The sequence below is a fragment of the Mammaliicoccus sp. P-M59 genome (assembly GCF_022386135.1).
GTDB classification, from domain to species: Bacteria; Bacillota; Bacilli; order Staphylococcales; family Staphylococcaceae; genus Mammaliicoccus; species Mammaliicoccus sciuri_A.
Genome location: NZ_JAJNJJ010000001.1, coordinates 18,737 through 40,529, shown reverse-complemented (window position 1 = coordinate 40,529; position 21,793 = coordinate 18,737). Strand labels below are relative to the sequence as shown.

20 protein-coding genes and 1 riboswitch are annotated in these 21,793 nt (G+C 32.8%); of the genes, 6 read left to right on the top strand and 14 right to left on the bottom strand.

Features of this window, described 5'->3' with window-relative positions; all coding sequences use genetic code 11:
- Positions 1-157: 157 nt before the first annotated feature.
- From LQ617_RS00215 to LQ617_RS00205, 3 genes are all read right to left on the bottom strand, one after another.
- A complete protein-coding gene (locus LQ617_RS00215) occupies positions 158-583 on the bottom strand; it encodes a YtxH domain-containing protein (protein ID WP_025905267.1) in 426 nt (141 codons plus the stop codon).
- A gap of 63 nt (positions 584-646) precedes the next feature.
- On the bottom strand, positions 647-1,354 hold the full coding sequence (locus LQ617_RS00210; RefSeq protein ID WP_239739742.1) for a pseudouridine synthase: 708 nt from the start codon (positions 1,352-1,354) through the stop codon (positions 647-649).
- A 3-nt stretch (positions 1,355-1,357) separates the two neighbouring features.
- The gene (locus LQ617_RS00205) at positions 1,358-2,992 is read right to left on the bottom strand and encodes a putative polysaccharide biosynthesis protein (RefSeq protein WP_239739173.1); all 1,635 of its coding nucleotides are present in this window, start codon (positions 2,990-2,992) and stop codon (positions 1,358-1,360) included.
- A gap of 122 nt (positions 2,993-3,114) precedes the next feature.
- On the opposite strand from LQ617_RS00205, the gene LQ617_RS00200 reads away from it, so the two are divergent.
- Complete coding sequence (locus LQ617_RS00200; RefSeq protein ID WP_239739172.1) at positions 3,115-4,374, top strand: BaiN/RdsA family NAD(P)/FAD-dependent oxidoreductase; 1,260 nt, start codon at positions 3,115-3,117, stop codon at positions 4,372-4,374.
- Between the two features lie 354 nt (positions 4,375-4,728).
- Here the strand turns inward: LQ617_RS00200 and LQ617_RS00195 are convergent, their stop codons facing one another.
- From LQ617_RS00195 to LQ617_RS00185, 3 genes are all read right to left on the bottom strand, one after another.
- Complete coding sequence (locus LQ617_RS00195) at positions 4,729-5,040, bottom strand: rhodanese-like domain-containing protein (RefSeq protein ID WP_025905263.1); 312 nt, start codon at positions 5,038-5,040, stop codon at positions 4,729-4,731.
- 21 nt (positions 5,041-5,061) lie between these two features.
- On the bottom strand, positions 5,062-7,446 hold the full coding sequence (gene leuS / locus LQ617_RS00190; RefSeq protein WP_126477596.1) for a leucine--tRNA ligase: 2,385 nt from the start codon (positions 7,444-7,446) through the stop codon (positions 5,062-5,064).
- A 290-nt stretch (positions 7,447-7,736) separates the two neighbouring features.
- Complete coding sequence (locus LQ617_RS00185) at positions 7,737-8,912, bottom strand: MDR family MFS transporter (RefSeq protein ID WP_037588595.1); 1,176 nt, start codon at positions 8,910-8,912, stop codon at positions 7,737-7,739.
- Between the two features lie 119 nt (positions 8,913-9,031).
- Here LQ617_RS00185 and mnmL point away from each other — a divergent pair, with 119 nt between their 5' ends.
- A complete protein-coding gene (gene mnmL / locus LQ617_RS00180) occupies positions 9,032-9,991 on the top strand; it encodes a tRNA modification radical SAM protein MnmL/YtqA (protein WP_037588597.1) in 960 nt (319 codons plus the stop codon).
- Positions 9,988-10,545, top strand: a complete 558-nt coding sequence (gene mnmM, locus LQ617_RS00175; protein ID WP_239739171.1) for a tRNA 5-(aminomethyl)-2-thiouridylate-methyltransferase MnmM — start codon at positions 9,988-9,990, stop codon at positions 10,543-10,545. Before mnmL ends, mnmM begins: the two co-directional genes overlap by 4 nt.
- 755 nt (positions 10,546-11,300) lie before the next feature.
- Here mnmM and LQ617_RS00170 read toward each other — a convergent pair.
- Together LQ617_RS00170 and LQ617_RS00165 are read right to left on the bottom strand one after the other, a co-directional pair.
- The gene (locus tag LQ617_RS00170) at positions 11,301-11,708 is read right to left on the bottom strand and encodes a transcriptional regulator, SarA/Rot family (RefSeq protein WP_025905249.1); all 408 of its coding nucleotides are present in this window, start codon (positions 11,706-11,708) and stop codon (positions 11,301-11,303) included.
- Between the two features lie 81 nt (positions 11,709-11,789).
- Positions 11,790-12,608, bottom strand: a complete 819-nt coding sequence (locus LQ617_RS00165) for an alpha/beta fold hydrolase (protein WP_025905248.1) — start codon at positions 12,606-12,608, stop codon at positions 11,790-11,792.
- Positions 12,609-12,692: 84 nt separating this feature from the next.
- On the opposite strand from LQ617_RS00165, the gene LQ617_RS00160 reads away from it, so the two are divergent.
- Positions 12,693-13,202, top strand: a complete 510-nt coding sequence (locus LQ617_RS00160; protein WP_239739166.1) for a gamma carbonic anhydrase — start codon at positions 12,693-12,695, stop codon at positions 13,200-13,202.
- Positions 13,203-13,244: 42 nt separating this feature from the next.
- Here LQ617_RS00160 and LQ617_RS00155 read toward each other — a convergent pair whose 3' ends face one another.
- A complete protein-coding gene (locus LQ617_RS00155) occupies positions 13,245-13,580 on the bottom strand; it encodes a hypothetical protein (RefSeq protein WP_025905246.1) in 336 nt (111 codons plus the stop codon).
- A gap of 500 nt (positions 13,581-14,080) precedes the next feature.
- Here LQ617_RS00155 and LQ617_RS00150 point away from each other — a divergent pair, with 500 nt between their 5' ends.
- Both LQ617_RS00150 and LQ617_RS00145 read left to right on the top strand, forming a co-directional pair.
- Positions 14,081-14,536, top strand: coding sequence for a DUF805 domain-containing protein (locus tag LQ617_RS00150; RefSeq protein WP_037588603.1), 456 nt, complete (start codon positions 14,081-14,083; stop codon positions 14,534-14,536).
- Between the two features lie 245 nt (positions 14,537-14,781).
- Complete coding sequence (locus LQ617_RS00145; protein ID WP_107577375.1) at positions 14,782-15,786, top strand: proline dehydrogenase family protein; 1,005 nt, start codon at positions 14,782-14,784, stop codon at positions 15,784-15,786.
- Between the two features lie 40 nt (positions 15,787-15,826).
- Here the strand turns inward: LQ617_RS00145 and ribH are convergent, their stop codons facing one another.
- From ribH to LQ617_RS00120, 5 genes are all read right to left on the bottom strand, one after another.
- Entirely contained in the window at positions 15,827-16,297 is a 471-nt protein-coding gene (gene ribH, locus LQ617_RS00140) for a 6,7-dimethyl-8-ribityllumazine synthase (RefSeq protein ID WP_025905243.1), read from the bottom strand.
- Between the two features lie 20 nt (positions 16,298-16,317).
- A complete protein-coding gene (gene ribB / locus LQ617_RS00135; RefSeq protein ID WP_239739164.1) occupies positions 16,318-17,490 on the bottom strand; it encodes a 3,4-dihydroxy-2-butanone-4-phosphate synthase in 1,173 nt (390 codons plus the stop codon).
- A gap of 11 nt (positions 17,491-17,501) precedes the next feature.
- Complete coding sequence (locus LQ617_RS00130; protein ID WP_037588611.1) at positions 17,502-18,134, bottom strand: riboflavin synthase; 633 nt, start codon at positions 18,132-18,134, stop codon at positions 17,502-17,504.
- Between the two features lie 4 nt (positions 18,135-18,138).
- Positions 18,139-19,185 carry a bifunctional diaminohydroxyphosphoribosylaminopyrimidine deaminase/5-amino-6-(5-phosphoribosylamino)uracil reductase RibD gene (gene ribD, locus LQ617_RS00125; protein WP_239739162.1) on the bottom strand — a complete coding sequence of 349 codons (1,047 nt, stop codon included), beginning with the start codon at positions 19,183-19,185 and terminating at the stop codon, positions 18,139-18,141.
- A gap of 143 nt (positions 19,186-19,328) precedes the next feature.
- A riboswitch (FMN riboswitch) is annotated at positions 19,329-19,461 on the bottom strand.
- A gap of 759 nt (positions 19,462-20,220) precedes the next feature.
- Entirely contained in the window at positions 20,221-21,735 is a 1,515-nt protein-coding gene (locus LQ617_RS00120) for an FAD/NAD(P)-binding protein (protein WP_239739160.1), read from the bottom strand.
- Positions 21,736-21,793 lie beyond the last annotated feature (58 nt).

Below are 21,793 nucleotides of genomic sequence, written 5' to 3'. Positions count from 1 at the left end.
TATGCGAAAAGTTATTTCCTTTTACGTACGACTAAAGTCTTATATAAAATTATTTTTTTGAATCATATTATTTCCCGACATGACAAAAGTTGTTAACAAAAAAACTAGGACAAATAAGTTGCCCTAGTTTTAGCCAATATTGAACATAAGAAGAAAATTATTTCTTCAAGTCTTCTTCTGTAACAACTCTTAAATTGTTGTTAGCAGTTCCGCCTTCGTCATCAAATTTAGCTTCTCTTTGTTCAGTTGGATCTTGATCTTCTTTTTTTAGACGAGATTTAGCATTTGATGCATAACCTTTTGGATCTTCTTTTGCTTTTTGGAATTCATTTTTCGCTTTTTCTTTAGCTGACTCTTTATAAGAAGTTGGATCTTCTTTATATTTTGAGTACTCGTCTTGTGCTTTACCTTTTAGTTCATTTGCTTTTTGTTTAGCATTTTCTTTGTAGTTCTCTGGATCTTCTTTATATTTCCCGTATTCATTTTTTAATTTATCTCTATTTTCTTTTTTAGATAAGACAACTGCTGCTGCAGTTCCCCCTAATACTACTAACGTTCTAAATAATCCTGCTTTTTTAGCCATTTGTATCCACCTCTATTTAGTTAATAGTTATTATATTACCCCGAGGAAATCTTTCTAAACATTTTAAACAGATAAATTTAAAAGTTTAAAATCTTCTTCTAATAAATGTCTATACTCACCAAGTTCTAAACGTTCATCAAGTTCTAAATCAGCAATTTGAACACGTTTTAAATAAGTCACTTCGCAACCTATCGCATGAAACATTCGCTTAACTTGGTGGAATTTACCTTCATAAATCGTAACGAAAGCTATGGACTCTTCGCCATTTTCTACAATTTCTAATTCACTTGGAGAAGATGTAAAGTCACCTAAATCAATTCCTGATTTAAAAATATCTATTGCATCATCTGAAATGTGTCCAGATACTTCAACATAATACTTTTTAGCGACTTTTTGTTTCGGACTCATAAGTTGGTGCGAGAATTTACCATCATTTGTTAAAAGTAATAAACCTTCTGTATCTTTATCTAAACGCCCAACTGGAAATAAATCTAAATGCATATATTCTGGAACAATATCAATGACAGTTTCATGTTCATCATCTTCTGTTGCTGAAACGAATGCTGCTGGCTTATTCATCATTAAATAAACAACTGGTTCATATTCTATCGGAATATCATCAAAAGTTATGACATCTTCTTCTGGATTAATATGCATTTCAGGTTTCTTAACGATTTCATCATTAACGGTAACGAGATTTTTCTTTAGAAACTTTTTAACTTCTTTTCTTGTTCCGATACCTGAATTTGCTAAAAATTTATCTAATCTCATCATTTACACCCACTTAATTTTGCGTCTAATTTTTGCAGTTAAATCACCTAAAAATTCATCCGCTAAACGTGAACGCATTGTTAAATATCCATATACGATTACACCTACACATCCGCCTACAATAAGTGTGATAAGCGCACCTAATTTAGATGTTGGATCAATGATTAATGACACAATAAAGTAACTTAATTCAACGAATAGTACCATGATAATAGTATAGAAAGTAATTCTTAATGTATGGTAAATTGTGATATTAAATTTAAATTCTGCATATTTATATAGAACTACACAATTTAAGATAACAGCTACTAATAATGCGATTGCCGTACCAATAACAGCACCTAACGTATGGAATACCATAATAAGTGGTAAGTTAATAACTGCTTTAATGACTAATGACGCGATAACGATCCATACTGTTAAGGCTTGTTTATCAATACCTTGCAACATTGAAGCTGTTACAGATAATAATGCGATTAAAATACTAACTGGCGCATACCAGAATAATATTTCTGTACCCATTGGATTGTAACTATAGAACACGTTATATAAAGGCTGTGCTAATACCATAATGCCAAGTGATGCTGGAACTGTTAAATATAATAATACGCCTAATGATTTTCTAATTTGATGATGCATTGCATCAATTCTACCTGAATTGTAAGTATTCGTAATAAATGGTACTAAACTCACTGCGAATCCTGCTGCAAGAGATGTCGGAATCATAACAATTTTATTAGTTGTCATACTCAGCATAGTGAAATAAATATCTTGTAATTCACTGCCTACACCCGCCATCGCTAACCCAGTATTATGTGTAAACTGGTCGATTAAGTTTATAATTGGGAAACATAAACTTACGATTACAAATGGAATACTGTATTTAATAATTTCTTTATATATTTTGATATACGACACATCTATATCGCTTGTATCTTGTTCAACTTCTGCTTTTATTAAATGTCTTCTCTTCATCCAAAAATAAAGTAAAGTCAGTAATGCGATAATTGCACCGATACCAGCAGCAAATGTTGCAACTTGGTTGGCCATTAACACAGAACCATCCATGACATTTAATACGATATAACTTCCGCCAAGTATAAATGCGATACGTGCTACTTGTTCAGTTACTTCAGATACGGCTGTAGGACCCATTGAATTAAATCCTTGGAAGATCCCTCTCCATGTTGCGAGTAATGGAATAAATAATACTACAAAACTTATTGTTCTAATAACAGTTGTAATATCTTCTATACCCCATCCACCTTCTATACCACCTTTATTTGCTAAAGTTAATTGAGCAATAGTTGGTGATAAGAAATAAAGTAATAAAAATCCGATAAATCCTGATACCGTCATAACTAAAAAGCTTGACCGGTACAATTTTCTACTTACTTTATAAGCACCTAATGCGTTATATTTAGATACATATTTCGCAGCTGCTAAAGGAACGCCCGCAGTTGCTATTGTTATCATGATTGTGTATGGTTGATAAGCATATGTAAATGGAGCAAGATTTTTTTCATCGCCTATAATAGCGTAAAAAGGTATTAAATAAAGAATACCAATTACTTTTGTTATTAAAATACTTGCAGTAAGTAGGAAGGTTCCCCTTACTAGCGCTTTACTTTCTGACATAATTTCATCCCTATCTAATTTACTTTTAAATTTAATAATAACAGGTTTATTTCTATTCTACTACTTTTTTAAAGACACATTATTCGTTAAAATATTATTACATCGACTTATGGAGGTAACTTATGTATCATACAATAATTATCGGCGCTGGACCTAGTGGTTTAATGGCCGCATATAGTGCAAGTTCAAATGGTAAAAACGTCTTGCTACTTGAAAAGAAAAAAGGCTTAGGACGAAAGCTTCGCATATCTGGTGGCGGTAGATGTAACGTTACCAACCGCTTACCTTATGAAGAAATTATAAAAAACATTCCTGGTAATGGAAAATTCTTATATAGTCCATTTTCAACATTCGACAATGAATCTATTATACAATTTTTTGAATCTAGATCTGTACAATTAAAAGAAGAAGATCACGGACGAATGTTCCCTGTTTCAAATCGCGCTCAAGATGTTGTTGATGCACTAGTTGATTCCATTAAACAAAATGGTGTAGAAATACGCCAAGAAACTACAGTATCATCTATTGAAAGTGAAAATCAACAAATAACAGGCGTCACACTACAAGATGGTACATTTATCCCTGCAAAGACTGTCATCATCGCATCAGGCGGTTGCAGTGTGCCACATACTGGATCGACAGGAGACGGGTATAAATTTGCTGAACATTTAGGTCATTCCATAACAGAACTATTCCCAACAGAAGTACCAATTAAATCTAGTGAACCATTCATTAAAAACAAAATACTACAAGGATTAAGTTTACAAAATGTCGGACTATCTGTACTCAAGAAAAATGGTAAACCTAGAATCACACATCAAATGGATATGTTGTTTACACATTTTGGCGTTTCAGGACCAGCAGCATTAAGATGTAGTCAATTTGTTTACAAAGAACAAAAATCTCAAAAGAAAACCGACATACAAATGTCTATAGATGCCTTTCCAGAAATTAAAGCACATGACTTAGAACAACAAATTGTAAAAAAATTAAAAGACGAACCAAATAAAGCGATTAAAAATGCACTAAAAGGACTTGTCCAAGAAAGATATTTACATTTTATCTTACAACAGTCAAGTATTGATTTAGATGTGACATACCATCACTTGTCCCAGCAAGCCATTAGAACATTTGTAGAAAACCTTAAATCATTTACATTCACAGTAAATGGTACACTTCCACTCGATAAAGCTTTCGTAACAGGTGGCGGTGTTAATATTAAAGAAATCGAACCCAATACAATGGCATCCAAAATATGTGCAGGACTTTACTTCTCAGGAGAAGTATTAGATATCCACGGTTATACAGGTGGCTATAATATAACAAGCGCACTTGTCACAGGATATGTAGCAGGCTATAACGCAGCACAATTTAATGATTAAGATTCTATAGCTTGAATATAGTGTGAGGTGTGATTTATGACATCCTTATTTACAAAACTGCTTAGAATTGTTACTAACGGCTCCCTTAGTTACAAAACTGCCTGGAATTGTTACTAACGACACCCTTAGTTACAAAACTGCCTGGAATTGTTACTAACGACGCCCTTATTTACAAAACTGCTTAGAATTGTTACTAACGACGGCCTTATTTACAAAACTGCTTGGAACTGTTACTAACGGCACCCTTAGTTACAAAACTGCTTAGAATTGTTACTAACTCTAAATAATATTATACTCACACATATTTTAAGGCTGAGACATTTAAAAAATGTCTCAGCCTTATCTATTTCTTCATTAAACTCTTTTGTTTTCTAAACCATCGTCGCCCCACTCATTCATGCCGCCTTCTACGTTTACTGCATCAATGTCGTGGTCATTTAAATAATCAACTACTCGAGCACTTCTAACGCCACCTGCACATACAATATAATATGTTTGGTCTTTTGAAAAATGATCTAATTCATTTGGAATTTCTCCCATTGGAATATGTTTAGCGCCAGGGATTACACCTAATGCTACTTCATGATCTTCTCTCACATCAACTATATTAATTGGACTATTAGATGTAATTTTTTCTGCTAATTCTGTTACTGTAATTTCTTTCATCACTAGAACACTCCTAATTGATTAATTTGCTACGATATTAACTAACTTTTGTGGAACTGCAATCACTTTACGGACTGTCTTACCTTCAATCGCTTCTTTGATTTTTTCATTATCCATCGCAACTGCTTCCATTTCATCTTTCGATAAATCTTTAGAAATTTTAATTTTGTCTTTTAGTTTACCGTTAACTTGGATAACAATTTCTATTTCGTTATCTACTAGTAATGACTCATCAAATGTTGGCCATTCTTCATAAGATAAAGTATCGTTATGACCAAGTTTTTGCCATAATTCTTCAGAAATATGTGGCGCAATTGGTGATAACATTTTAACAAAACCTTCAGCATATGTTTTGCTGATTTGATCTTGTTTATAACAATCATTGATGAATACCATCATTTGACTGATTGCAGTATTGAAGTTTAGAGTATCGAAGTCTTCAGTTACTTTCTTAACTGTTTGGTTATACACTTTATCTAGGTCTGGTGTTTCGTTTTCAACGACCTTATCCGTAATGTTCCCTTCTTCAGTAACAAATAAACGCCATACTCTATCTAAGAAACGACGTGAACCGTCTAATCCATTTTCACTCCATGCAATTGCTGCATCTAAAGGACCCATGAACATTTCATATAGACGTAATGTGTCTGCACCATGAGAACGTACAATATCATCAGGATTAACAACATTACCTTTTGATTTACTCATTTTTTCATTACCTTCACCAAGAATCATACCTTGGTTAAATAATTTTTGGAAAGGCTCTTTAGTTGGTACTACACCGATATCGTATAACACTTTATGCCAGAATCTTGAATATAATAGATGAAGCACGGCATGTTCTACACCACCGATATATAAATCAACAGGTAACCAGTGTTTAAGTTTTTCAGGATCAGCTAATTGTTCATTGTTATGTGGATCGATATATCTTAAGTAATACCAACAGCTTCCTGCCCATTGTGGCATTGTATTCGTTTCACGACGACCTTTCATACCTGTCTTAGGATCTACAACATTAATGAATTCATCGATATTAGCTAAAGGTGATTCTCCTGTACCTGATGGTTTAACTTGATCTGTTTCAGGTAGGATTAATGGAAGTTCTTCTTCAGGAACTGTTGTCATTGTACCATCTTCCCAATGAATAACTGGAATTGGTTCACCCCAATAACGTTGTCTACTAAATAACCAATCTCTTAATTTATAACTTACTTTTTTATGACCGATACCTTTTTCTTCAAGTAATTCAATTGCTTTAGGTACCGCTTCTTCTTTTGTTAAGCCATTTAATACATCAGAATCAATCATTTTTCCATCTTCATCATATACTGTGATGATATCTAAATTGAATTTCTCTGCAAACTCAGCATCTCTTTCATCGTGTGCTGGAACTGCCATAACTGCACCTGTTCCATAACTAATTAACACATAATCAGCAACCCAAATCGGCATTTTTTTACCAGTGAATGGGTTTGTTGTAAATGCACCAGTGAATACTCCACTTTTATCTTTTGCTAAATCCGTTCTTTCTAAATCAGATTTACGTGATGCTGCTAATTTATATGCTTCAACAGCTTCTTTTTCATCTTCAGTCGTAATTAAATCTACTAAAGGATGTTCTGGTGAAAGTACGGCAAAAGTCGCACCATAAATTGTATCTGGACGAGTTGTAAACACTTCAAATGATAAATCCGTATTATCAATATTGAATTTTAATTCAGCACCTTCAGATCTACCAATCCAGTTTCTTTGCATATCTTTAATAGATTCAGGCCAATCTAATTCATCTAAATCTTCTAATAAGCGATCTGCATATTCAGTGATTTTTAATACCCATTGTCTCATTGGTTTACGAACAACTGGATGTCCTCCACGTTCTGAAACACCATCAACGATTTCTTCATTAGATAATACTGTACCTAAAGCTGGGCACCAGTTTACTGCTACTTCATCAACATAAGCTAATCCTTTATTATATAATTGAATGAAAATCCATTGCGTCCATTTATAGTAGTCTGGGTCAGTTGTATTCACTTCTCTATCCCAGTCATATGAGAAACCTAGCTCTTGAATTTGTCTTTTAAAAGTCGCAATATTTTTAGCTGTAAATTCTTTAGGGTCATTCCCTGTATCGATAGCATATTGCTCAGCTGGTAAACCAAATGCATCCCAACCCATTGGGTGAAGTACATTGTAACCTTGCATTCTTTTATATCTTGAGACGATATCTGTAGCTGTATAACCTTCAGGATGTCCTACATGTAAACCAGCGCCAGATGGATACGGAAACATATCTAAAGCGTAGAATTTCTTTTGTCCAAGATTATCGTTAGCTTTAAATGTTTTGTTAGCTGCCCAAAAATCTTGCCATTTCTTTTCAATTTGTTGATGATTATAATTCATTTGTTCGTTCCTCCTATAAAATAAAAAAAGCCATCCCAACCATCATAACAGTTGGGACGACTTGAATAAATATGCCGCGGTACCACCCAGAATTCACAATTAAGTGCGCTTCATTTATATGGTTTAAGATTGCTTTTAATAAATAATAAATCGTTCGTAAGTTCACTTAATGGATATCATCAGTTCACAGCACCACTGACTCTCTTAAGATTCGCATTAAAGCTACTTTACTTATATACATCCTAATATTATGCAATTTCAATATATTTTGCAAGTCTTATTTATTAATATCATGTATCTTGCTTTGAAATACCTCTATCATAAATGTATAAGAAGTAATAACCTATTAAAATAAGTAATATCATACTGTAAAACATCATTTTCATATCAAACATATCAACTATTACACCACCTACAACTGGCCCGAATGCTTTCCCTACTGTTGAAGATGCATTTACAATACCTTGATATGCACCCATTCTGCCTTTAGGTGCTAATTTATTTGCGATTGCAGGTACTGCTGGCCATACAAACATTTCTCCAAATGTTAAAATAACCATCCCTACTACAAACATTGTAAATTGCTCAGCAAAACTTGTAATGACATAACTTAATATAAAAATCGTCAGCCCTATAAACATTTGTAATTTCAATTTCTCTTTGAATCTATTGATAAATGGCGCAATTAAAGGTTGTCCTGCTAAAATCAATACACCATTTATTGTCCAAAGGAAACTATATTGTTTCAAGGAAATTCCAACTGACTGTGTATAGGTTGCAATTGTCGTTTGCCACTGAACATAACCGATCCAACATAAACTAAACATAATACATAGAAGTATAAGTGCAGTAAATTTACTTTTATCTTTAACTTGCATAGCACTCGTGATGCCTTCATCATTTTTCAAATGAATATCTAAATCTATGTTGTAATATTTTAAAGCTATTATGATAAACACGACATATAGTAGTAAGTTCGCCATAAAAATATAATTAAAGCTAAAGTCCGCTACAAATCCACCTGCTGCAGCCCCAATAGAAACACCTAAGTTCTGTGCAAGATAAATTGCATTAAATGTTGTGCGTCCTCCGTTAGGCCAACTCGCAGCAGCCATCGCATAAATAGCTGGCACAATTACGCCTCCACCAAAACCAAGTATCACAAGCCAGAAAGGATACCATGGCCAATCATTTAAAAAGTTTAACCCGATTAAACTTAAAATATTTAAAATAGACGCAAAAATAATAGAACGAAACCCACCAATTTTGTCGAATAAACTTCCGCCTAATAAATTCCCAATTACACTCCCGAATGCATTAATCATTAAAACGATACCAGCTGTACTTAAACTCTTACCTAACTCTTCATTCATATATATTGTATTAAGTGGCCATAAGAAACTTGATCCTGTAATATTGATCGCCATTCCTATGATGAGCATTTTAACAATTTTCGGCATTCTCAAGGATTTCGACCTCCTCTCAAATTTTGTCAATTTTAATAGTCTAAACCTTTTTCTGCAAAAGTTCAATATTATATGTTAAAATGCTTTAGATAAGTTTGTAGAACAGGATGTGAAATATAATGACAGAACAATTCCGTTATGCATTTGATAACAAGAGATATCATACATGGAATTATCATTTAAGAAATAAATTTGGTGAGAAGATTTTTAAAATCGCATTAGATGGTGGATTTGATTGTCCAAACCGTGACGGCACAGTAGCTCATGGGGGTTGTACATTTTGTTCAGCAGCCGGGAGCGGTGACTTTGCAGGTAATCGTGCAGAACCAATTCATGTACAATTTAAAGAAATTAAAGACAAAATGCATGAAAAATGGTCTGAAGGAAAATATATCGCTTATTTTCAAGCTTTTACAAATACGCATGCACCAGTTGAAGTATTAAGAGAAAAATACGAAGCTGCTTTAGCAGAAGAAAATGTAGTCGGACTATCAATTGCGACAAGACCAGACTGCCTACCAGATGATGTTGTAGAATACTTAGCAGAATTAAATGAAAGAACATATTTATGGGTAGAACTTGGATTACAAACTGTACACCAAGAAACATCTGATTTAATTAACCGTGCTCATGATATGAAATGCTATTACGAAGGTATCGCTAAATTAAGAAAGCACAATATCAATATATGTACACATATCATTAACGGTTTACCTGGTGAAGATTACGATATGATGATGGAAACTGCTAAAGAAGTCGCACAAATGGACGTTCAAGGGATTAAAATTCATTTGTTACACTTACTTAAAGGTACTCCAATGGTTAAACAATACGAAAAAGGTATGCTTGAATTCATGACTCAAGATAATTATACGCAACTCGTTTGTGACCAGTTAGAAATTTTACCAGAAGAAATGATCATTCATCGTATTACAGGTGATGGCCCTATCGATTTAATGGTTGGCCCTATGTGGAGTGTAAATAAGTGGGAAGTCCTTAACGCTATAGACAATGAACTTAAAGAACGTGGCACAATGCAAGGATCTAAATTCAAGAAAGCAGAACAAGTTCAAAAATGATTGTTCAAGGAATTTTACCATTCGCAAGAGATTTAATAACAACACATATAACAGACAAAAGTATCGTAGTTGATGCAACATGCGGTAACGGCAACGATACACTTTTCCTTGCAAATCAAGTTCCAAACGGAGAAGTATATGCGTTCGATATACAAGAAGAAGCCATTAAAAATACTAAAATCAAAACAGAAGCATTTAGTAATATCCATTATTATCAATCAGGTCATGAAAATGCAGCACCTATAATAAAAGAACGTCATCAGCAAATTGATGCTTCAATATTTAATTTAGGCTATTTACCAAAAGGCGATAAACATATTACAACGAATGCACCGACAACAATTAAAGCAATTGAATGTCTATTCGAAATGACAAGTAAAAATGGCATCATCGTATTAGTCGTATATCCAGGACACCCAGAAGGCCAGATAGAATCTAACGAAGTCATCAATTACGTAAGTTCAATAGATCAACAATCAGCACACGTACTCCACTATCAATTTATAAACCAAAAAAACAATCCACCATATATATTAGCAATAGAAAAAAGATAAAAATGAGTAATATGAGTAAACGCAAACCTTAGATTAGGTTTGCGTTTTTTTTATGTGTGAGATTTGAGGTTTTTTGGATATATTCGGTGGTTAAGCCAAGACTTGGGTGATCTCTTGGCTTTATTCAGTAGTTAAGCTAAGACATGGGTGATCTCTTGGCTTTATTCAGTAGTTAAGCTAAGACTTGGGTGATCTCTTGGCTTTATTCGGTACTTAAGCCATGACTTGGACTATCTCTTGGCTTTACTCGGTACTTAAGCCATGACTTGGTTCATCTCTTGGCTTTACTCATCACTTAAGCCATGACTTGGGCTATCTCTTGGCTTTATTCAGTACTTGAGCCATGACTTGGGCGATCTCTTGGCTTTATTCAGTACTTAAGCCATAACTTGGACAATCTCTTGGCTTTATTCAGTACTTAAGCCATAACTTGGACAATCTCTTGGCTTTATTCAGTACTTAAGCCATGACTTGGGCGATCTCTTGGCTTTATTCAGTACTTAAGCCATAACTTGGGCGATCTCTTGGCTTTATTCAGTACTTAAGCCACGACTTGGTTCATCTCTTGGCTATATTCGGTACTTAAGCCATGACTCGTGGGTTTATTCCACCTTTAACTCACATCTTTTTCACTCTTAAACTGCTCACTCATTTTTTAACCTTCTTCTTTCTTAATTCTTGCAGCCAAAACCTATATACCTCCCCAAAATTTTTCAAAATGACAAAACGCAAACCTGATCATCAGGTTTGCGTTCTTATATATTACATGTATTAACGATTGATTCAAATTGTTTTTCAAAATGTTCTTTTCTATTCTTGATTTCTTCACAAGCGAAATCGATTATTGCATCTTTCTTGTCTTCGAAGTCTTTATTCACTTCAACGATTACTGTTCTTTCGTCATTCTCTGGGCGTACTTTCTTAATCCACCCTTTTTTCACAAGGTTATTGTATAATCTTGTTCGTTTGTATGGCTTAATATCTATATAACCATCCAACTCTTTCAAACTCATTGATCCATTATTCCATAACATGATTAATGTAAGAAACTCTTCTTTTTCTATATCAAACTTTTCTTCGATTTTATAAAAAATAATATTTATATTTTTTTGAATATCATCTAATAGAATTAAGTCACTTACGTTATTTACTTTCTCTGTCATAAACTCGCCCCCAACGTTCTCTATATGTGTTATATACCCGATATAGTAACGCTTAAGCTTATTTGTATGATATTTTATAAATTATTCTGTTTCATCATCTATTAATAATCCTACATAGTGAATGCGATTATTCATAAATGAAATGATATATTTCATAACATTTTCGCGTTCTGGTTCATTATGTACTTCGTGATTAAGTCCATGCCAAGCTTTGAAATATAATTCGTTTGTATTGATTGTTTTACCGATTTGTCGAATTGATTCTGTATCTACTATTTTATCTTCTGTACCTAGCATCAGCAATGTAGGAATTGGAGATATGTGGTGGATATTTTCCATTGTTGCTTTCATCGTTTCTAAAATGGTCTTATACCAGTGGTAACTCACTTTATTTAGCATTAAAGCATCTTTATTTGTGTCATCTATTACTTCTTTATTTCTTGTTAAGCTTTCTACTTTAATACCTGTATCAAATTTAGCATCTTTCGCGACTGTACCGAAACTTGAAGCTAAGAAATTACGTCTTGTTGAAATATTTTGTTGAAAAGCAACTAACGGTGAAATCAATAGTACGCCTTCTACTTTTAAATCTACTTTTTCTAATAAATTAAGAAGAATAAGTCCACCTAGACCAACACCTAATGTAAATACTGGTAAATGATATTCTTCAGCAATAGATATCCATTCAAGTACTTGCTCATGGTATTCTTCAAATTTATCAACATGTCCTCTATGTACACGGGAAGTTTGTCCTTGCCCTTTTAAGTCACCCATAATAACGTGGTAACCTTCTCTTCGTAGCTTAGTGATTACGTATGCGTATCTTCCTGTATGTTCTAGCATATTATGTACAATTACTACAATTCCTTTAGCTTCTTTCTCAGTTTCCCATTTCCACATAATATATTACTCCTTTTACCTAAATAGCTACTTTTTTGTTAAACTTAGTATAACAAAATTTTTCAAAAGAATGGAGAATCTTGAATGATTAAATCTTTTAAAGGTCAAAAACCACAAATCGATCAAAGCTGTTATATTGCTGACAATGCAACTTTAACTGGTGATATTACTATAGGTCCTAAAAGTTCTGTATGGTTTAACTCAGTTATTAGAGGAGATGTTGCCCCTACAATTATTGGTGAAGGTGTTAATATCCAAGATTTATGTTGTTTACACCAAAGCCCTAACCAACCACTTATAATAGAAGATTTTGTAACAGTTGGTCATAAAGTGACATTACATTCTAGTATTATTCGTAAGCACGCGTTAATCGGAATGGATTCAACTATTCTTGATGGTGCAGAAATTGGAGAATATGCATTTATCGGTGCTGGGTCACTCGTTCCACCAGGTAAGAAAATCCCGCCACATACGTTAGCGTTTGGTCGTCCTGCAAAAGTCATTAGAGAACTAACAGAAGATGACTATAACGAATTAAAAAGAATCAATGCATCATATATTGAAAAAGCTGAGATTTATAAAGCAGATCAATAAATAGTAAAAAGGATTGAGACTCGATGTCCCAATCCTTTTTTGTTACGCTATTTTAAATTTGCTATGCATAAACGGTAATTTTACAACGATATAAGCGATAATTATTTCATAAAACATCGAGAAGAACTTCTCAAAGAAGAAGACAACATTCTGAACTAATATTGTGCCTATACCTGCCCCACTAAAGTGGTAGTTAACGAGTAAGAAATTATCAATAATATTTAAGGCAATGATTGTTATAAAAACTGTCCATGACTTTTTAGTAATCATCGCCACTAAAATTGCTATAATACCAATCACAATTGGCTCAAAAATAAACAATTGCACGAAACTATCTAAAGGTTTACCAAACATATAAAATGCCATATCCCTAAACATCCCGATTTCTCCTTTACAGTCATTTCTAATACATTCATTATATCACGACAAACTAACTATAATTATTAAGATACTTTAAAGATTCATCGCTTTCCTTAACATAAAATTAACATTAATAATCATTAAATCTTTACATTGAATTAGCAATCAATTCATATTGTCGTGTTACTTTAAAGATGTAACATAAGACGCCTTTAAAGGAGCATGATAAAATGCATTTCTTTAAAAAAATAATTATTTCTTTGTTTATATTCACATTTCTACCACATGCAATTAGCATAGCAGCAGAACCCATTTCACCAAACTATGAGCAAGTCACTTCATCATCAACCCCCTAAACCATAATAAGCAATATTAAAAAAATTAAATAATAATGAATTAACAAAGAAACTGACCTTCCCAATCAGTTTCTTTATTACAATATAAATTCCTTTTTTATCCATTTATGTATATAATAGTATTAATTACATCTAAGAAAAGTATTCTCGGAGGGATTTACTATGTTGCATTACTACAAACTATTTTGGTTAAATGCTTTTAATATTCACGGTCGATCTAGACGCAAAGAATTTTGGTATCCCATACTTGCTACAATCATTATCACTATGCTGGGAAATCTATTAATTAGATTGATACCTATTCCTGAACTTATTACAGTTGTTATTTCTTTCATATTTAATTTCGCAACATTTATTGCTTCTATTTCTGTAACTAGTAGAAGATTCCATGATTTAAATATGACAATGACATTTCCAACTATAACTTATGCAATTACTTTCACTTTAGATATTTTGTATAGTTTATTTAATAGTTACGTTACAAGTACAACTGTTAGTGTAATATATGCTGTTTTAATGATTATCTGTTTCTTTTTGAATCTAGCAATACTAATTATGGCGTGTGGTGACGGACATAAAGAACCAAACAAATATGGAGAAAGTCCTAAATACGCTTAAGATTTAATTGTTCAATGGCATTATACAAATCTATTTAAACTACATTAATATACGTGTATATAATATCTAATTTCGGACAAAATATTGTCAATATTATGGAACGCCTTACGGGGGCGTTCTTTTTCGTGTCAGAATTCATAATTAGTATAATTTTACATTATATTAAAAATGTAAACGCTTAACTAAATTTGTATTTCCATGATAAAATAAATTAAATGAACATATATATTTAAGGAGGACTTGCTATGCCTGTCGTAAAAGATTTTTTTATTGCATTATCTAACAACAAATTCATGAATGAATCAGCTAAGAAAATGGGTCCTGCACTAGGTGCAAACAAGGTCGTAGCGGGCGTTGATATTGATTCAACAATCGATACAGTTGAAAGATTAAATATGAAAGGAATTTCATGTACGTTAGATAATCTAGGGGAATTCGTAACATCACGTCAAGAAGCTTTAGAAGCTCAACAAAATATTGTTGAAATTATGCGAAGAAACTACAATGCTAATATTGATGCGCATGTATCTATTAAACTTACACAATTAGGTCTTAATATAGATAGAGAGTTTGCTTATCAAAATACGAGAGAAATTTTATTAAAAGCTCATGAATACGGAAATACATTTGTAAACATCGATGCTGAAAAATATGAAGATTTAGTTGGTACTACTGAAATAGTAGATAAACTTAAAGGTGAATTTAAAAATGTAGGAACAGTTATTCAAGCATACTTATTTGATGCTATGAATATTATGGATAAATACGATGATGTACGTTTACGATTAGTAAAAGGTGCATATAAAGAAGCACCACATATTGCTTTTCAAACTAAAGAAGAAATTGATAAAAATTATATAGCATTAATTGAAAAAAGATTATTAACTGCTAAAGCATTCACTTCAATTGCAACACACGATCATAATGTTATTAATCATGTAAAACAATTTGTTAAAGATCATAATATTTCAAGAGATTCATTTGAATTCCAAATGTTATATGGTTTTAGAACAGATTATGCATATCAAATTGCTAACGAAGGCTATAACTTCTGTATGTACGTACCATTTGGGGAAGATTGGTTCGGTTACTTTATGAGAAGATTAGCAGAAAGACCTCAAAATATTAATTTAATGTTATTAGATATCTTTAGTGAAAAGAATAAAGGAAAAATCGCTATCGGAGCTAGTGTATTAGCTGGCTTAACGCTATTGGGTATTGGCGGCATTGCTAAAGGTAAGAAGAAATAACATATAATAAGCCAGGACGCTTGTCCTGGCTTCATTGGTTTTATATTTGTGTTTCGATATTTTTAAGTAAGTTTGCCATTTCTATTGCAGCTAAGGCAGCATCTCCACCTTTATTACCTGCTTTTGTTCCTGCTCTTTCAATCGCTTGTTCAATTGTTTCTGTCGTTACGATTCCAAATATTACAGGTACTTCCGTTTCATCGTTTACTTTAGAAATACCTTTCGCAACTTCATTACATACATAATCATAATGTGTAGTCGCCCCTCTAATGACACAGCCTAATGTTACGACTGCATCGTATTTACCTGACTTCGCTAACTTTTTAGCTACTAAAGGAATTTCATACGCGCCAGGTACATATGCGACATGAACATTTTCTTCTTCCACATTATGTCTGATTAAAGTATCTTTAGCACCATCTAATAAACGACCTGTTATAAAATCGTTAAATCTACTCACGACGATTGCTACTTTTAATTGTGATCCATCCATTTTACCTTCAAATTTCATTTTAAAAACTCCATTCTATTTTATATTAAATGACCCATTTCATGCTTTTTAGTATTGATATATGATGCGTTTGTTTCGTTCGGTTCAATTACAACTGGAACTCTATTAGAAACATGTATACCTAAATCTTGTAATTGATTAAATTTATCTGGATTATTACTGATGAGTTGAATTTCTTCTATATTAAAGTATTTCAAAATCTGACTCGCTTCAGTATAATCTCTTAAATCCGCTTCAAAGCCTAAAGCTTCATTAGCTGTAATTGTGTCATAACCTTGTTCAATAAGTTCATATGCTTTAAGTTTATTGATGAGACCTATTCCTCTACCTTCTTGAGGTAAGTATAAAATCATGCCACCATGTTCTTGAATGTATTTCATTGAATATTCAATCTGTTCTCCACAATCGCATCTTTCACTATGGAAAATATCACCTGTCACACATTCAGAATGAATACGTACATTCATATCATTTTTTATTTCTCCTGAACTAATGACAATATATTCTTTATCATCTAATTGAGATGTAAAACCGTACATATCGAATTCACCGTATGAAGTTGGTAATTTAACTTTAGATTCAAGATGAATAATTTGATCATGTCGCTTTCTATATTTTACAAGTTCATCAATCGTTATCATTAACAAACCATGTTTACGTTTAAATTGATATAAATCATCTCTACGAGCCATCGTGCCATCATCATTCATAATTTCACAAATAGCACCAGCTGGTTTCGCTCCAGAAAGTTTCGCTAAATCAACACAAGCTTCTGTATGACCTATTCTTTCAAGAACACCATTGTCTTTAGCTATTAATGGAAATACGTGACCTGGTTGAACAAATGCTGTTGGTGACGTTTCATTTATTAAGGCTTTAAACGTATCTGCCCTTTCAAAAGCACTTATACCTGTCGTACTCGATGCATGATCAATACTTACAGTAAATGCAGTCTTATATTTATCACCTGTTTCAGTCATCAATTTCAAACCAAATTGTTGAGCAATTTCGCTGCTAATCGGTGCACAGATTAAACCTCTCGCATGTGTAGCCATAAAATTAATCGTTTCAGCTGTTAAATACTCAGAAATAGCGACGAGGTCACCTTCATTTTCTCTATCTTCATCATCTACTACAATAATCGGTTTACCACTTTTAAGTTCTTGTATGGCATCTTCTACGTTATCAAACATGTTATAGCCTCCTAAAATCCTAGATTAAGTAATTTCTCTTCGGATAAATTTGAATGATTTTGTCCTGTTGCTTTCTGCACATATTTAAATAACAAATCCGTTTCAATATGTACGCTGTCGCCTTGTTTTTTATTAACAAAGATTGTACGATCTCTCGTTTCAGGTATTAAATGAATTTCAAATTTTTGAGGATATAATTTAAAAATTGTCAAACTAACACCATCAACTGTGATAGATCCTTTATCAATCATTTGATTTAATAAATGCGCTTCTGTAGATATTTCAATAATCCATTCATCTTGTCTCTTTGAAATATGTTTAATAATGCCTTGACCATCTACATGTCCACTTACAAAATGACCGCCAAATCTTCCATTTGCTAACATCGCTCTTTCAAGATTGACTTTGTCATTCATTTTCAAATGTTCTAAATAAGTTACTGAGATTGTTCCAGTAATCACTTCCACTTTAAAAGTAGAACTTGCTTTCTCAGTAACGGTCAAACAAACACCATTAACAGCAACGGAATCACCTAAGGATAAATCATCCATTATTTCAGTGGCTTCAATTGTTAATGTTTTAACGCCTTGGTTTGTACTTGTATTCTTGATTACACCAACTGTTTCAATGAGTCCTGTGAACATCTTGTCACTTCTTTCTTAATGTTATTTTAAGATCTCCACCAATGATTTCTGTTGATATAATTTGAAATAATTTACTATTGGATAAAGGAACGACATCTTGCGTTTGATAATATTGATATTTTCCTTGACCACCAATCATCTTCGGGGCTTGATAAATAATTAATTGGTCTACTAAGTCTTGTTCAATAAACTGACTTACAAGTTTAGGACCTGCTTCAACCATCACTTGAGCATATCCTTCTTCATATAAATCTTTCATAATCGTTTTTAAATTTGATAAATCACTGTTCTTAACTTTAATATGTTGATTCTCATACGTGTGAAATGATTCCGAACTCGTTACAACAACGACAGGATTATCTTCATTTTTGAATATCTCATAATCACCTTCAAAGCTTGATTGCTCTGTTAATACAATTCTAGTTGGATTACTTAACTCAGGATTACGAGAAGTTAATAATGGATTATCTTCACGAACTGTCATCCCACCTGTAATAATGGCGTCATGTTGTGAGCGCAATTTTAATACATCTTGTTTAACTTCTTTAGAAGTAATCCATTTACTTTCTTTGTAATCTGTCGCAACTTTACCATCTAGACTCGTAGAAATTTTCAAAGTGATAAATGGTAATTTCGTTTGTTGTTGTTGAAAAAATGCCTCATATAAGTCTTCAGCTCTTTTTGAAGGCTCATGTTTTACATCTATTCCAGCTTCGTACAACATTTCATGACCACTATTTTTAAGAGAACCATCTTTGACTGCATATACAACTGATTGAATACCGTTGTCGATAATCGCTTGCGCACAAGGTGGTGTTAAGCCATAATGTGAACAAGGTTCTAAAGAAACATATATTGTTGCACCTTGAGCTTCTTCACCTGTCATTTTTAAAGCTTGTATTTCAGCATGTGCTTCACCCTTTTTTAAATGTGCTCCAAAACCTATGATTTTATGATTTTTAACAATAACTGCACCAACAGAAGGATTCGTACCCGTCTGTCCTTGTACACGTTCAGCTAAATCAATTGCAAAATCTAAATATTGATTCATTTCTTTACCTCCTAAAAATAAAAACCACCGAAAATCACTTTTCGGTGGTTGGGAGTAAAAATGTATCACGAAATAAGCCTTTTATAAAAAAAGACTTTAACATTTTAAGTATAACGAAATAAGCGTATAACATACGCTGTCGTCTATTCTTTCTCCCATCCAGACTATACTGTCGGCTTCAGAATGTTACTGAATCAGCCATAAATGAAAAATCACTTATGGGTCGCGGGCTATTATACCGCCGGTTGGGAATTTCACCCTGCCCCGAAAGAATATATTATTAAATTATATATCAGTAATCACTGATGACATCATTCTATACCATTTCACTAAGAATTACAAATGAAGAAGTTAAATTTATTTAGCTGGTGTTTGTCTAATGGTTTTAAAAAACTGATAACGGCGGGCGTTGTGAACACTTCTGGCCAATCTTGTTCATAACGGGGGGCGTTAGTTACAAAAGTCAGCTGAAGTGTTACTATAGACCCCCATATTTACAAAACTCGTCCGAATTGTTACTATGAGCCCCCTTAGTTACAAAAGTCAGCTGAATTGTTACTATGAGCCCCCTTAATTACAAAACTCGTCCGAATTGTTACTATGAGCCCCCTTAGTTACAAAAGTCGGCTGAATTGTTACTATAGACACCCATAATTACAAAACTCGTCCGAATTGTTACTATGAGCCCCCTTAGTTACAAAACTCATCAGAATTGTTACTATAGACCCCCATAATTACAAAACTCGCCTGAAATGTTACTAACACACTTGTTATTTGCACTTCTTGCCAAACTTGCTAATAAAGGTATCAGTATTTGCACTTTCAGCCAAAACTGCTTTTAACACCCCATCACCCGTGCACAGAAAAATAGAGTCTGGACATAATGTAATGTTTCAGACTCTTTTAGCATCTTGGCAGTAGCTGACTGAATTGAAAATGCGCTTGTATCAAGCTTTTTTCAACTCTAGTCATCCTTGCCGGGGCGGGACTACGAAACCTTTTTATACAAATTAGATTTCTGTCCCGCTCCCTATTCTATTTCTTTTTTGATTTCGCCTTTTTAACTTTTTTTCTTTCTTCTAATTCCACGTATAAGTCATTGACTGCTCTTACGGATTGATCGACTAATAATGAAACACCATTTACGTCAAAATTAACACCACTTGTTAATTGTCCAATCACTTTTAAATTAGGCATTGTACCAAATTTAGGACTAATGACTTCATTTGAATATGGCATGACTAGAATACCTCCAAATGGATGTGCAGCTATAATTTGTTTATTTTCTAGTCCTTTAATAAAATGCTCTTCTTCTGTCAGTTCTGATAAATGTTTTTTAGGACCAGTTGCATTTATGACATAATGGTAACTTGATTCTTCTTGTTCACCTTCGTATTTAACTCTAAATTTACCGTAATATTTTCGTACATTTTCTAATCCTTCTTTAACAACAATGTCTCCATTTTCAATCCATTCGATTAATTGCTTAGCAGACGATTGAGGCATTGGATTCGCATTACGTTTAAAGTGATGTCCATACTTTTCTAAAAATGTCGTCTTATCATCAAGTGTCATGGCATTCCAAACAGGAATCATATGATGTTTTACTTCTTCAACAAATGATTGAAAATGCCCTACCTCATCTTCATGTCTTAAATCATATTTCATATTCGCTATATTATCTTTTTTAAATCGATAAAGCATTTTTTTCAAGTTGATATTTTGATATTCACATTCTTTCGCAAAGAGACTTTCTATTTCTTTTAATGGTGCGATACCTTTATGCGTCTTTTTTAATTTTTCTATTGCATCTTTCGTAATATACTTCAAATTGATTTCATGTTTAATACCTCTGACTGTCGGAAATTGAGCATGTCTTGATGCTACAGTTATTGGCAGTTGTTTATGATTTTCCATTACAAATCTAATAACATCTATTGAACTAAGTCCTGTTCCAATTATCGCAATATCGTCGTTTTCTTTTACATCACGCAATGCTTTAATAGTTGGATATGGCGATTCAATATACCCTTTTAATCCAGATAAATTGTATGGATCTTTATAAGGTAAAGTTCCAATAGTCAAAAATACATAGTCATATTTTTGACATACCGCTTCATCATCTTCTATATAACAGACATCTATTTTATATTGACCTCTTTCATCTTTAATTTCTTCGACATAGCAACTATCAACTTTATGCTTATGTACGAATATATTATCGTGTTTATTTAACAAGTCATTTAAAATAGATTTCATATAATGGCCAAATACTAATCTTGGTAAATATTTCGCTTTTCCATAGTCAAAATCATCATTTTTCTTATACCATTTCTTAAAATCTTTCGTATCAACTGGACTTAAAGACATTTGATTAGCTGGTAAGTTAATGAGTAATCGATCACTATCATTTTGAAATGGCTTGCCCATACCCATATCTTCGACACTATCAAAAATATCGACCGTAATTTTTTTGAATTTTTTATGTTTTGCTAATTGGTTTAATGTACTAACACCAGCGGTTCCCATTCCTATTATTGCTACTTTCAAATTGTACCCCTCCAAATCTTTCAATGCATAATATGCAAAAATACCGAATTTTATAAAT

Bases quoted from the DNA above. Each gene is read 5' to 3' on its own strand.
- LQ617_RS00215 (WP_025905267.1), bottom strand. From the start codon at position 583: ATGGCTAAAAAAGCAGGATTATTTAGAACGTTAGTAGTATTAGGGGGA.
- LQ617_RS00210 (WP_239739742.1), bottom strand. From the start codon at position 1,354: ATGAGATTAGATAAATTTTTAGCAAATTCAGGTATCGGAACAAGAAAA.
- LQ617_RS00205 (WP_239739173.1), bottom strand. From the start codon at position 2,992: ATGTCAGAAAGTAAAGCGCTAGTAAGGGGAACCTTCCTACTTACTGCA.
- LQ617_RS00200 (WP_239739172.1), top strand. From the start codon at position 3,115: ATGTATCATACAATAATTATCGGCGCTGGACCTAGTGGTTTAATGGCC.
- LQ617_RS00195 (WP_025905263.1), bottom strand. From the start codon at position 5,040: ATGAAAGAAATTACAGTAACAGAATTAGCAGAAAAAATTACATCTAAT.
- leuS (WP_126477596.1), bottom strand. From the start codon at position 7,446: ATGAATTATAATCATCAACAAATTGAAAAGAAATGGCAAGATTTTTGG.
- mnmL (WP_037588597.1), top strand. From the start codon at position 9,032: ATGACAGAACAATTCCGTTATGCATTTGATAACAAGAGATATCATACA.
- mnmM (WP_239739171.1), top strand. From the start codon at position 9,988: ATGATTGTTCAAGGAATTTTACCATTCGCAAGAGATTTAATAACAACA.
- LQ617_RS00170 (WP_025905249.1), bottom strand. From the start codon at position 11,708: ATGACAGAGAAAGTAAATAACGTAAGTGACTTAATTCTATTAGATGAT.
- LQ617_RS00165 (WP_025905248.1), bottom strand. From the start codon at position 12,608: ATGTGGAAATGGGAAACTGAGAAAGAAGCTAAAGGAATTGTAGTAATT.
- LQ617_RS00160 (WP_239739166.1), top strand. From the start codon at position 12,693: ATGATTAAATCTTTTAAAGGTCAAAAACCACAAATCGATCAAAGCTGT.
- LQ617_RS00155 (WP_025905246.1), bottom strand. From the start codon at position 13,580: ATGTTTAGGGATATGGCATTTTATATGTTTGGTAAACCTTTAGATAGT.
- LQ617_RS00150 (WP_037588603.1), top strand. From the start codon at position 14,081: ATGTTGCATTACTACAAACTATTTTGGTTAAATGCTTTTAATATTCAC.
- LQ617_RS00145 (WP_107577375.1), top strand. From the start codon at position 14,782: ATGCCTGTCGTAAAAGATTTTTTTATTGCATTATCTAACAACAAATTC.
- ribH (WP_025905243.1), bottom strand. From the start codon at position 16,297: ATGAAATTTGAAGGTAAAATGGATGGATCACAATTAAAAGTAGCAATC.
- ribB (WP_239739164.1), bottom strand. From the start codon at position 17,490: ATGTTTGATAACGTAGAAGATGCCATACAAGAACTTAAAAGTGGTAAA.
- LQ617_RS00130 (WP_037588611.1), bottom strand. From the start codon at position 18,134: ATGTTCACAGGACTCATTGAAACAGTTGGTGTAATCAAGAATACAAGT.
- ribD (WP_239739162.1), bottom strand. From the start codon at position 19,185: ATGAATCAATATTTAGATTTTGCAATTGATTTAGCTGAACGTGTACAA.